This window comes from Mucilaginibacter sp. P2_A5 (assembly GCF_056404995.1).
Genome location: NZ_JBFUCY010000028.1, coordinates 22,987 through 36,242, shown reverse-complemented (window position 1 = coordinate 36,242; position 13,256 = coordinate 22,987). Strand labels below are relative to the sequence as shown.

Here is a 13,256-nt window from a genome sequence, read left to right as displayed (position 1 = left end):
CGTTATTTTTTTAGTTTAAGTTTTTTCCAAATGTATTCGCCAACCTGCCGCCCTTGCACAGCCCCCTGGTCAACGCTGTTACGGAAATGGATACCGCCATAAAAACGGCTTATTGATGTTTCGGCAGATGCTTTTAAAAACGAATCGAAATGGCGTTGCATCCCTATATATTTCAAATCGCTGGTATCCTGGTAGGCAAAATTATCGCCAAACAAATGGGTAAGCATTACTGCCGATGCGGCACTGATATCACTGTGCCCGCTTGGATACTCAGGGAATGGCGGTGTTTGCAGCATAGGCAGCCAATCATGGTCTATTTTATCGTTAATAACCGTAACCGGCCTTATATAGTTGGTTTCATATTTAACCTGCCAGCCGCAAATAAAAGCATCAAACAATGCTATGGAGGTAAGGGCATAAACCTGGGCGGTTTTTACAGCATCGGCATGAGTTTGTTTACAGGCAATAGCCGCAATACCAATCCAGTGGCCACCGGGGGTTATTTTTTTGTTGGCAAACATCATGTGCCCGTTGTGTTGTATTACAAAGGGGTTATCATCCCAAAAGCGGGCAATAGTAGTTTGCTCGGGCGTTATGTGTTTACTTAACTCATACACTTCAACAACCTGCTTAAAATAAGGACTGTTTTTATCTTCGCTGAAAGCGGGTGGCGGCGGTAATTTAAATTGCGTTGATGTATCAACAGCAAAGGTGTGCATGGTACCCCAGCAAAACTCAACACCATCAAGATAATCAGGGGCGGTAGGGCGCCATTGGCCAGGGCCGTCGTTACCCAAAAAGCGGGGTTTACCACGGGTTTGCGGGTAGTTATCAACCGATGCGCGTTTCAGGATAAATTTACCTACCTGGGTGCCAAAAGCTATTGAGCGGGCATAGGTAGAATCATCAAGATTATCCTTATACATAGCGTACACCTTATCCTCATATTTCTGCAGCGTATCTACCGAGAAGGTTATTTTGTGGGCTACGGTAAAAAAAGCCTTGGTAGCGGCCAGTGTAAAATTGTATTTTAAATCTTTTTTGGGCTCAGGCGGTTTGCCAAAACCCTTTAACTGGGCTGCAATTGAATTGTAACTGGTATCGCCATAACGCCCGGCTTCGTAAGCGGCCAAAGTAGTGTAGCCGTAAATCCGGCTTGCAACAGGCGGCGTAAACACATCATAAATAATAACCTGCGTTAACTGGTCAACATTGTTATGCAGCACATCGGCATCTTTTAATAAAGGCGTCGTTTTTTTCTGCCCACAGCTATAAACCAGGAATAAGCAGGCAACGGCTAAAAATATTTTAAAACATCTCATAAACAAATAATTAATTAAGCTGTACGGTTCGTTGATGGCCATAGCTGTCGGTTATAGTTACCGACGCCATATTGCTTTCAATATTAAAGAATCTGCCTGACTGCGACAAGAAAGAACTTCCGGTATAAAACTCCTGGCGGGCTATTTTTCCGTTTTTATATTTTATAACCGCAAAAGCATCCAATGGCTGCAAAGCAACAGTTTTAACACTCCGGTTAAGCTCAAATAGCTTCAGGTCGTCGCGGTTTTGGGTTGCTGCGAGCAGGTAATTTCCTTTGGCGCTTCTTAGTTTAACAAGTCCTTTGCCATCGCCGGGTATGTATAAACCGCTTTGTAAAATGCTTAAAGGTTTAAAACCACCTTTACCATCTCCTTTAAGTACCAATCCGTTAAAAGCATCGTAGCGGCCTGTTGCTACCTCGGTGCCATAATCATTCCCGCTTAAGGCCACATCAAGGTTACCATCGCCATCAAAATCATCAACAGCAATACCGCAAAGTTCAGACTGCTGGGCATCAATTGGCAAAGGCATCAGGGTAAACTTACCACCGCCATCATTACGCAAATAACACGACTGCAGATAATTTACTTTTAGCCTGATAGCGCCTTCGCGCATTTTTGGGGTGATTATCGAATCCATAGGCGCCACAGCAAACGAACGGTAGTTTTGGAATTTGATACGCATGCTAATCATTTGCTTTACAATATCATCGCGCCCAAAGGCCGGGAACTCTTTTTTTACGCCGTCCTGATCTTTTAGAAAAACGGAAGGAAAAGCGTCATAACTGTCATTCTTATCAAAATCCTTAGCCGTAATGTAAATAGGGTATTGGTCTGATGCCTTATAAAAGGTATTCAAACCCGTATTGCCAACAATATAATCGATATCGCCATCATGATCAAAATCACCTGCTGCAATAGTATTCCACCAGCCCAATTTATCGGCTATGCCGGTGTTGTTGGTTACATTTTTAAATACGCCTTTATCGTTTTTCAAAAAGGTAATCGGCATCCATTCGCCGGTAAGTATTAAATCGGGCCAGCCATCGTTGTTAAAATCGGTAAAGGTAGCATCGCATACCAGGCCTATATTTTTTAGGGCCGGGGCAACCGCTGATGATACGTCTGTAAACCTTACAACCCCGTCTTTACTATCGTTACGCAAAATAAAGCTCGATACCGGTTTCGGATAGTTCCATGGATCAACACGGCCGGATACAAAGAGGTCAAGCTTGCCATCATGGTTATAGTCTACAGCCTTAACACACAATTTGCTGGTGAGGTTTTTGGGCAATGCATCCGGCTGCAGTTTAAAATTACCTTTACCATCATTCAGGTAAAACCTATCCTGGTAATTGACCGACCCTGGTTGGGTTTCATAGCCGCCGCTGGCAATATATAAATCAGGGCGACCATCGCCATTGGCATCAAATAAGATCAAACCCTCATCCTTAGAGCCGGCTACCTGGGCCAAATATGCCCCCATATCCATTGGGTTTATAGCGGGCACTTTTGTTGTTGAATGCGGTAACAAATTGCGCTGAATAAATTTACCGCTGGCTTGCTGTAATAACAGTTGTGCAGGATATAAGGTTGTGCCGCCTATTACCATATCATCAAAACCGTTACCGTCTATATCGGCAACTGCTACCGCGGGCGTGTACTGTGATAATTTATGTGGAATTAACTTTTGAACGTTAAAATCGATGTAGTCTTTTTCCTGGTGCTTATAGGTAATGCCTGCCGATTTTGTTATCTCGCGGAATAACGCGCCTTTGTTTTGCGCAGGCAGTTTAAACGAATAAGGCTCCCGGGCATCGGCCATGCTCACTTTAAGTGTTTGGTTGGCTTTTACATTTTTAAGTACCTGTTTTTTGCCATTATCCCAACTGATTACAACCGAATCTAACCGGGAAACGTTGCCCAAGCCAAAATGGGCTATATTCTGAATAGTTGACAAATAGCCGCGGTACGGGATATTTTCATATACCTGCTGTTTGCCATGGTTGTAATAAATATTGGCAAATGCCCCAATACCGCCAAGGTTTTGCGGGCCGCCTTTAAACTGTATGTGTAGGTAGTTGTTATCGGTTTTATTTTTGTCGCGGGCTGTATTTCGGTAAATAAAAGCCTCATCGTCAATATTATTGATGATCATGTCCATCGCACCGTCGTTGTCCAGGTCGGCGTAAGCCGCCCCGTTCGAAAATGATGGTGTGCCTAAGCCCCAGTCTTTAGTTACATCGGTAAATTGTAGCCCATCGGTATTTTTAAATGCATAGTTGGGTATTTTTACAATAGGGATCTGGTCAAGGATCTGTTTGGTAGAGGCAATTGCAAATGCCCTGTCGCGGAAGGTAATAAAATCATGATCGGTAACATCGCGGGGGTAACCATTGGTTATAATTAAATCGCGTAAACCGTCATTGTCAAAATCGGTAAGCATTGGCCCCCAGCTCCAGTCGGTTTGGCCAACGCCGCTTAAAAAAGCTGTTTCGCTAAAAATGGGTGCGCCTATCGAATCATTCTGGCCCAGGCGCGGGCCTTTATTTATTTGCAGTGTATTGCGTGTATATTGGTATTGTTGTTTATAGCGGTCAAAATTTTGAAATACCTGGTAATTATTAGCGGGCATGAACATCTTTTTACGATAGTTATCCTCGGGGTTCATATCAACCTCAAAAACATCGGCCAGGCCGTCGTTGTTTACATCTTCAATATCCTGCCCCATCGCGCTGAAGGCCGTGTGCTTAAAGTACTCCTTTGATCTGTCGGTAAAAGTGCCGTCGCCATTATTAACATACAGAATGTTGTCGGGTAAAAAATCATTGGTAACATAAATATCTTTCCATCCATCCTTGTTTATATCAACAATACTGGCTGCATGGCCATACCCCTCTATAGTTATCCCGGCCTGTTTAGATACGTTGGTAAATACCGGGTGTTTTAAGGTAGCATTCCAATCGTTGCGGTAAAGCCTGCCTGTACTGCGATGACTGCCATCTTTAACTACCGGCCTAAACACGCTTTGGTTATCGCTGGCTATTGCTTCATTAACGGTAACATACATATCCAGGTCGCCATCGTTATCATAATCAAAAAACGAGGCCATGGTAGAGTGTACGTTAATGTCTAAGCCATACGCTTTAGCCATCTCTTTAAAAACAGGTGTACCGTCCTTACCTGCTCCCTGGTTTACATAAAGCAGGTTAATCCTTTTAACAGAATCGTCTAATAAAGTGTTACATACATAAATATCCGCAAGGCCATCATTATTTATATCAACAATTGCCACTCCCCTGCCCCAGCCGCCTTTGCCGCCAACGCCGGCTTTCGCGGTTACATCTTCAAACTTCATATCGCCTTTATTAAGGTACAATTTGTTTGATAGGGTATTGGCAACAAAATAAATATCCTGCAGGCCATCATTATTAAAATCGCCTATCCCCACGCCGCCGCCATTGTAAAGGTTAAGCTTGGTTAGGGGATTTATCTTATCATCTTCAACAATAGTATTGCTAAAAGTAATGCCCGATTCTGATGAGGATATTTGTTGAAAAAGAGCCGGCTTTTTACATGCTGATAAAGACACAAGCAGGCTGATAAATATGTAGGTATACTTCATGAATTTTGGACAGTAGGCTATAAAAAAAGGTGGAGACAATTATCTCCACCTAAATTAGAATAATTGAACCGGTTATCAAAAATTAATAACCAGGGTTTTGTTTGTAAATGATAGGGCCACTTGAATTGGCAATATCAATTTGTGCCTGAGGAATAGGGCGGTACTCGTTTTTATTCGGAGTAAATACAGCACCCTTTAAGGTAATATCAATCGCCTGATCACTTGTTAAAAATGCATTGATCTCGGCAGTTTGATAAGCGCTACCCCATCTTTGTAAGTCAAAAAAGCGGTGGCCTTCCATAGCCAATTCCAACTTGCGCTCAAAACGAACTGCCTTGCGGGCATACGCTTGATCTGGGAATGACGTATATGGCTTAACATTGTAGTTTGCTGCCCTTGTAGCAACAGATTGCACTGTATACGTTGCCGTTCCAGCACTATAAGGTGAATTTAAATAAGCAAAACCAATTGGATTAGCTGCGCGATTACGCACCATGTTTACTAACTCCATAGCTTTGGATAATGATCCTACTTCTACTTCACACTCCGCAGCCCATAAAACAACATCGGCATAACGTATAAGGTTAACATTGTTAGATGTACTTAAGGCAGAGGTCCAGGTGTTTTCAGTACTTGTATTAGTCCCAACTTCGCTTTTTGCATAAACGTTTTTCTTAGGGCTAAAGTGTCCGTCAGATCCTGGGTTACGAATCCAGGCATCGCCTGGGTGCGGTCCCCAATCAAGATAAGGAATACCTTTACGGCCAATTGATACATCAATACGGGGATCTAATGAACCAGTGTATGTAACATCGGTAACAGGGCTACCGGAGTTAAAATTATCTAACAACGGCAAGCCAGTAACTGCATCTGTTTTATACGAGTTTGCCAACCATTGTGATGGGTTGAAAAAACCGCAGCAACCACCCGGACCACCATTGTACGGGAAATTAAGGTTATCACCCTGGTTACTATTGTTACCCAATGAACCATCATTAACTGAAGCCTGAACAGCAAATACTGACTCCTTGCTATTTTTCAATCCAGCCTCTGGAGTAAAGTTTGATTGATAGTTATCATTTAAACCATAAGTTGCCCCACTGGCAGTTTTACCAGAAGTCATCAAAACAGTTAATATCGCTTTCGCTTCGGTATATTTAGATTCGGCCATAAATACTTTTGCCTGGTAAGCCATAGCAGCATATTTATTGGCGCGGGCTTTTTGCGGCTGAGTTTCTGGAAGATTATCGGCAGCAAATTTAAAATCCGCTTCAATCATTGGATAAATATCCTTATCATTCTTCACCTTTGGTACATCAACAAGTTCTACCGTCTCATCCACGTATGGAACCATAAAGAAGTTGCGACGCAATTCGAAGTAAAAATAACCTCTTAAAAACCTCGCCTCAGCAGAAATCCTTTTGATATCATCAGCAGTAAGGTCTTTAGCATTCGGGATGCCACGTAAAACATCATTAGCACGCTGAACGCCATCATACAAGGATGCAAACTTACCTATGATAAAAGGATTTGATGCGGTTAAAGTGAAGGTCGCTACAGGTGTTTGATCATTGGCGCCATCGGATGGATCTGAACCTTTATAGGCATCACCACCGGTAATACTACCAAACATCCAGTTTGACGGAGCTGCTGACTGGCCAGTGCCCTTACCACCGTAGCCATCAAGCTGTGAATAAGCGCCTATTAATAAACTTTCAACCCCTGCCTTATTAGACAGTAATAGCGGGTCTATCTGCCCCAGGGCCGGCTTGTCCAAAAAGCTCTTCTTACATGCGTATACTGAGCATATGAGCAGTAAGCACAATGGGATAATTAATTTTAATTGAAATTTTTTCATGATTTTAATCTATTAAAATATTGTTAAAACGTAGCCTGTACACCTAATAGATAAGTTTTTTGATTGGCTGGATAGTTACCAAAATCAATGCCGAAGTTGGTGTTGTTATTCAGGTCAGATGGCTGAATTTCAGGATCTAAACCTTTGTATTTTGTTATAGTGAATAAGTTACCACCTTGTAAATAGATACGGAATCTGGAGATACCTAATTGTTTAACTTGTGAATTTGGAATGCTGTAACCCAATGTTAATGTTTTTAACCTCAAGTACGAGCCGCTCTCCATGTAATAAGAGTTGAATACTCCTGTGTTGCTAAAATTAGCTGTTGTACTCAACTTAGGTATGGAAGCACCAAGATTACTGGGTGTCCATGAGTTAGCCAGGATTCCTTTTGAAACGTTACCTTTAAACACTTGTGGAAAATCTGTCCAATATTTTACATAGTTAATATTGTCATTACCTTTTGAACCGTAGAAGAACGCATTAAAGTCAAAGTTTTTGAAGTTTGCGTTAACTGTTAAGCCATAGGTGAAATCTGGGTTAGGGTTACCAAAGAAAGTCCTATCGGCATCACTGATCTTACCATCGCCGTTAACGTCCTTATAGTGGAAAAAGCCAGGTTCAGCACCGCTCTGACCAGCTGCCTTTAATGCATCTGCTTCAGCCTGGTCTTTTATTAAACCTGTTACTACATATCCAAAGAACGCACCTTGCGCCTGGCCGGGCTGTAGCCTGGTAAATGAACCTATACGTGTTGAACCGGCACTCGGCTCATCGTAATATTTTTTACCACTTGGCAAGCTGATAACCTTATTTTTATATGAAGTTATGTTACCCGTGATATCAAATTTAAAGTCGGCACCAACATTACCATGGTAGGTAAAATTAAAGTCAAAACCTTTGTTGCTAATGTTACCACCATTAACAAACGCTGGATTTGCACCACCTTGGGCATCTAAAAGATCAGGTCTGAAAAGCAACCCTTTGATATCTTTTTTGTATAACTCAAACCCTATTTCTAATTTATTGTTCAGCAAAGTTGCATCAAAACCTATATTAGTAACAACATCCTGTTCCCATGAAGTCAAAGCGTTACCAATTTGAGAACGATAAATACCTAATTGCGCACTGCCGCCAGTTCCGCTGATGTCATAATATGAATTTGTTGGGCCTGCAGCAAATAGGTTGGTAGCGTTTGTTATACCAATATTACTGATAGAACCTAACTTACCCCAACCGCCGCGGATTTTCAAATCGTTTAACCAGCTGATATCTTTCATAAACGACTCTTGCGAGATCCTCCAACCACCGGTCACAGAAGGGAACACGCCGAAACGATGAGCGGCAGAAAAAACTGATGCACCATCACGACGGATTGTAGCGCTTAACAAGTAACGATCATTGTAAGAATAATCTAATTTACCAAACTGCGAGTAAAGTGACCTATAGTAAATATTGATGTTTTTATTACTCTGGGTGTTAGGGGCACCTGTATCCAAATCAACATAATCCGGAGATGTTGATACTGTGTAATTTGCCCTACCTGCTTCTAAACCGCGGTTGTTTGTTTTGTTAGCCTCGATACCACCTAATAATTTGATATCATGCTTACCAAACCTTTGGTTGTAAGTTATAGTGTTAGTCCAAAGGTATTGGCTGTTATAACCGGAACCTTCTGTATAGGTGTTGGGGTTAGTGTTACCTTCAGCATTTTCAACAGCAGTTGGATTAAAGAAATGGTAGTAATAATTATCAAAGGTACCACCGAAACTTGTACGGGCAATAAAGTGTTTCAGGAAATCAACTTCTGCAAACACGTTGCCTGCCATTTGCCAATCATTACCAAGGTTGGATTTTGCACGTGTCCTTATAGCAACGGGGTTTGAAGAGTTACTTAAACCTGCTGATTTTGTTCCTGCAAAATTGCCCATAATATCATAAACCGGGATAACAGGTGGCTGGCGATAAGTATAAGATATAGCGTTACCCTCGTTTAGGTTACCTACCGTCGGGTTGCTCTTATAAAACATGTAAGCATTTTCGCCTATACGAATATGATCGCCAATGGCGAAATTAGTGTTTACACGTAACGCATAACGTTTTAAATAAGTATTAAGTAATGTACCTTGCTCGTTCAAATAATTTGCTGACATTAAGTAGCTTGATTTTTCGCTACCACCGCTTGCAGTGATGTTATGGAATGTCCTTGGTGCAGATTTAAACACTTCATGAAACCAATCTGTACCAACTTTATTGGTTTTGGTGATCTGGTTGCTATTAATGTTATAAGTTGAAGGTGCAGTATTAGGATCACCTTGATTGGCCGCAGTTGGGGTAATATAATCTTTCAATATTGCGCCGCCGGTACCTGGATATTGTACGCTACCCACTGATCTCTGGAGTGCATCGGCATATTCCTGGCTACCAGCTAATTTGAAACCATCTTTTAGCGGTTTTTGGCTACCGTAATAAGCATCGTAGGTAATAGTTGCTTTGCCAGCCTTACCTTTTTTAGTGGTAATTACAACCACACCGTTTGAACCCTGAACACCGTATATAGCGGCAGAACCAGCATCCTTTAACACCTGGATGGATTCGATGTCATTGGCGTTAACGTCATTGAAGTTTCCTTGTACACCGTCAATTACATAAAGTGGGTTTGTGTTACCAATTGATGTAATACCGCGTACGCGCACAGCACTACCCGAACCGGGCTGTCCACTGTTAACAACGGTAACACCCGCCGCCTGGCCTTGCAATAATGCTGCTGCCTGGCCGCCTGGTACAGTTTTTAAGTTGGCAACGTTAACAACGGCCACCGAACCGGTGATGTCTTTTTTACGTTGCGAACCGTAACCTGTTACCACTACCTCGTTCAGTGCATTGCTGCCTGCAACAAGGGTAACTGTGATGCTGGTATTTGCACCAATTTTAACTTCCTGGCTTTGATAGCCAATGTACGAAACCACAAGCGTTTGGCCCGGGCTTAATGTAAGGGTGAATTCACCATTAACATCAGTTACTGCGCCTGTAGTAGATCCCTGGATGCGTACCGACGCTCCAATGATTGGTAATTTGTCATCGCTGCCGATAACTTTACCCTTGTACTTTGTTTGGGCTGTAACTACCAATGAAGAAACTAAGCAGCATAGTAGCACGCCCAGGAATCTTCCTTTTAGGAGTAAACTTTTAAACATGAGATTGAGATTTAGTTGATTAATATATTTGATTTAAGATCTTGGACTGTTTTTGTGTTTTTAAGTTTGCAGTTGAATTATTACGTGCATTTTTATGGTTTTTTTGGTGAGAACAAAAAAATCATGAGGCATGGTTGCAAAATGCAACCCGGTAAAATTTGAAGATTTTAAAATGTTGGAATGTAAAAGTCTTATCATATATGTACTTCCTGTAACAAATTTAACTTATCCCCGTTACCCGATTTTCACGCTCCTTAAAAACTAAGGTGTACGTGAACTATGTTATAATACTATCAGAATTTGCATGGTTCCTGGCGTTCCAGAAATTTATATTGGCTATGCATCTAATGTAAAGAGAGTGTATTGTTTACACAAGTGAAAAATAAAGATTTACAAATTAATTATTTATAAACCCTAAAAGGCGTTAAAATTACAAATTGTGAATATTTTATTAATAAATCATTAACAAAAATCCAACTTCTTTAAAAATTTTACAAAGTTAAAACCACCGCATTGATAACAATTTGCTGTCGATACCGGCCCTATCCATTCATCTTCATTGCAACAGTCTTTAAACCTTTATTTTTTTTTATGGATTGACACTATATTAATGTTACAAAAACCGGTATGCCTAAGTGTTAAAATATCATCATAGTTTGGCAATAATGTCACTACAACATTTATTATTTTACTACATTTTAACTGTAATACAAACATTTATAATTAAAATAATAAATGTTACGCCCACATTTCTTAATTTATAAATCCGGGCAAATAATGTCAAAAAAATCTGTTTATAAGCAAAAAAGCACCACGATTTTAAAATGCGTGGTGCTTTTAGGGAGATGGAATTAGTTATATAACTAATCAACATCAGCCATATGTTATATATTATTTAAATATATTTCACTCAGAAAGATGGGGCCTTTTTATTTGTTCCACCAAACTGATGCCGGGTGGGTATCGCTTGAGTTTGTACCTATCTCAACCACAAATTTGCCCGGCTCCCAATCGTATTTAAGTCGGCTGTTGTAAAATTTCAGTTGCTCGGGTGTTATGGCAAAACTAACCTCTTTAGCCTCGCCCGGCTGCAGGTTTACTTTCTTAAAATTTTTTAACTCTTTAACCGACCGGCTGATACTGGCAACAGGGTCGCTGATGTACAGTTGTACAACTTCCTCGCCCGCATATTTACCGGTATTGGTTACTGTTACCGTAGCGGTCAGCGTTTCGTTGCCCTTAAGCGTGGTTTTGCTCAATTTAACATCGCTGTATCCAAAAGTTGTATAGCTTAGCCCATATCCAAAAGGATACAACGGGTCATTGGAAATATCCAGGTAATTTGATTTAAACTTGGTTGGCCCGCTGCTGTACGGACGGCCCGTGTTTTTGTGGTTATAATATATAGGTATCTGCCCCACGCTACGCGGAAAAGTAGCTGTGAGTTTTCCGGCAGGATTGTATTGGCCAAATAAAACATCAGCAATAGCATTACCGGCTTCGGTGCCGGGCGCCCAAACATCCAATATAGCGCTGGCGTGCTCGTTTTCCCAGGTTAAGGTAAGCGGCCGGCCGTTAAACAAAACAATAACCATTGGCTTACCCAATTTGGATAAAGCTTTCAACATGTTTTTTTGTGGCTCCGGGATATCAATATCCGACCGGCTGGATGATTCGCCCGACATGCTTTGCGACTCCCCTACCACCGCTACAATCACATCTGATTTATTGGCTGCATCAATAGCTTCTTTTAAAAGTTCATCAGCAGGTTTGGGATCAATAGTAACCATTCCGGGGCCAAAATTAAGGCGTTTTATAAATTCAGCATCTTCGGTAATGTTTGATCCTTTGGCATAATTGATAGTAACACCATCGCCAACAACATTTTTAATTCCCTGCATTACACTTATTGATTTTTGCCATTCGCCGGCCAAAATCCAGGTGCCCAGCATATCGCGCTGGTTATTGGCCAGCGGACCAACAAGCGCTATACTCCCTGTTTTTTTAAGCGGCAGTGTCTGGTTATTGTTTTTTAACAATACAAATGAATGTTTGGAAATTTCCCGCGCCGCGGCACGGTTGGCATCAGACATCACATCCGTTTTTTCGCGCGCGGCATCCATCGATTTATAAGGGTTATCAAACAAGCCCAATTTATATTTGGCCTCCAACACCCGGCGGCAAGCCTGGTCAATTTCAAACTGGGTTATCTTTTTTTCCTGTAGCGATTTTTTCAGCGTAGTTAAAAAACCTTCGCCAACCATATCCATATCCAACCCGGCTTTTAATGCCAGGGCCGATACCGTTTGCAAATCGCCAAGGCCATGTGCTTCTAATTCGTTAACGGCGGTATAATCAGATACTACAAAGCCCTTAAAGCCCCATTGCTTGCGCAACAAGTCGGTCAGTAGCCACTGGTTAGCTGTTGCGGGTACGCCATCAACGGTATTAAATGAGCTCATGAAGCTACCGGCACCTGCATCAACGGCCGCTTTGTAAGGCGGCAGGTAATCCTGGTACATTCTGATACGGCTCATATCAACGGTATTGTATTCGCGGCCGGCTTCGGCGCCGCCATATAAGGCAAAGTGCTTTACGCAGGCCATAACCGCATCGGCATTTTTCAGGCTGGCGCCCTGGTAGCCCTGCACCATTGCTTTGGCCACCTGCCCGCCGTACCATGGGTCTTCACCCGCACCTTCCGAAATGCGGCCCCAGCGTGCATCGCGCGCTATATCAACCATGGGCGAAAACACCCAGCTTAAGCCCTCGGCAGTTGCCTCTTTGGCTGCAATATGTGCCGATTGTTTGATCAGGCCCAGGTCCCATGTGGCCGACATACCCAAAGGAATTGGGAAAATGGTACGGTGCCCGTGTATAACATCCAATCCAAAAATCAGCGGAATATGTAGCCTGGAATTTTTTACCGCAGCTTCCTGTACTTCCCTGGTATGCGTAACGCCCCAGATGCCGAATACGCCACCAATAGCGCCTTTTTTAATTTTATCCTCAACACCTTTATTAACTACCGACCCGGTAGTTGGCGCGCCGATGGTAACCAGGTTAAGCTGGCCGATTTTTTCATCGAGGGTCATTTTTTTCATTAAACCACTAACAAAAACATCCATTTTGGCGTCCCCAGTTTTGTTTTGGGCCGATACCTTATTAAATGGCAGTATCACCAAGCAAAGCGGAATAACCCTGGCTATAAGTTGAGTTGAAAAATATTTGTTCATTTTTTAAATTTACGTTGT

At 42.0% G+C, this 13,256-nt stretch carries 5 protein-coding genes; all 5 read right to left on the bottom strand.

Going from position 1 to position 13,256, the window contains the following annotated elements; all coding sequences use genetic code 11:
* Window positions 1-2: 2 nt before the first annotated feature.
* On the bottom strand, window positions 3-1,322 hold the full coding sequence (locus tag AC1DXF_RS21990) for a vanadium-dependent haloperoxidase (protein ID WP_477450853.1): 1,320 nt from the start codon (window positions 1,320-1,322) through the stop codon (window positions 3-5).
* A gap of 10 nt (window positions 1,323-1,332) precedes the next feature.
* Window positions 1,333-4,947 carry a VCBS repeat-containing protein gene (locus AC1DXF_RS21985; RefSeq protein ID WP_477450852.1) on the bottom strand — a complete coding sequence of 1,205 codons (3,615 nt, stop codon included), beginning with the start codon at window positions 4,945-4,947 and terminating at the stop codon, window positions 1,333-1,335.
* A gap of 82 nt (window positions 4,948-5,029) precedes the next feature.
* Complete coding sequence (locus AC1DXF_RS21980) at window positions 5,030-6,805, bottom strand: RagB/SusD family nutrient uptake outer membrane protein (protein WP_477450851.1); 1,776 nt, start codon at window positions 6,803-6,805, stop codon at window positions 5,030-5,032.
* Between the two features lie 23 nt (window positions 6,806-6,828).
* Window positions 6,829-10,002: a SusC/RagA family TonB-linked outer membrane protein gene (locus AC1DXF_RS21975; RefSeq protein WP_477450850.1), complete on the bottom strand. Its 3,174-nt coding sequence runs from the start codon at window positions 10,000-10,002 to the stop codon at window positions 6,829-6,831.
* Between the two features lie 929 nt (window positions 10,003-10,931).
* The gene (gene bglX, locus AC1DXF_RS21970; protein ID WP_477450849.1) at window positions 10,932-13,238 is read right to left on the bottom strand and encodes a beta-glucosidase BglX; all 2,307 of its coding nucleotides are present in this window, start codon (window positions 13,236-13,238) and stop codon (window positions 10,932-10,934) included.
* Between the last annotated feature and the right edge of the window lie 18 nt (window positions 13,239-13,256).

Coding starts and splice junctions, on each gene's coding strand:
- bglX (WP_477450849.1), bottom strand. CDS start 13,238: ATGAACAAATATTTTTCAACTCAACTTATAGCCAGGGTTATTCCGCTT.
- AC1DXF_RS21990 (WP_477450853.1), bottom strand. CDS start 1,322: ATGAGATGTTTTAAAATATTTTTAGCCGTTGCCTGCTTATTCCTGGTT.
- AC1DXF_RS21985 (WP_477450852.1), bottom strand. CDS start 4,947: ATGAAGTATACCTACATATTTATCAGCCTGCTTGTGTCTTTATCAGCA.
- AC1DXF_RS21975 (WP_477450850.1), bottom strand. CDS start 10,002: ATGTTTAAAAGTTTACTCCTAAAAGGAAGATTCCTGGGCGTGCTACTA.
- AC1DXF_RS21980 (WP_477450851.1), bottom strand. CDS start 6,805: ATGAAAAAATTTCAATTAAAATTAATTATCCCATTGTGCTTACTGCTC.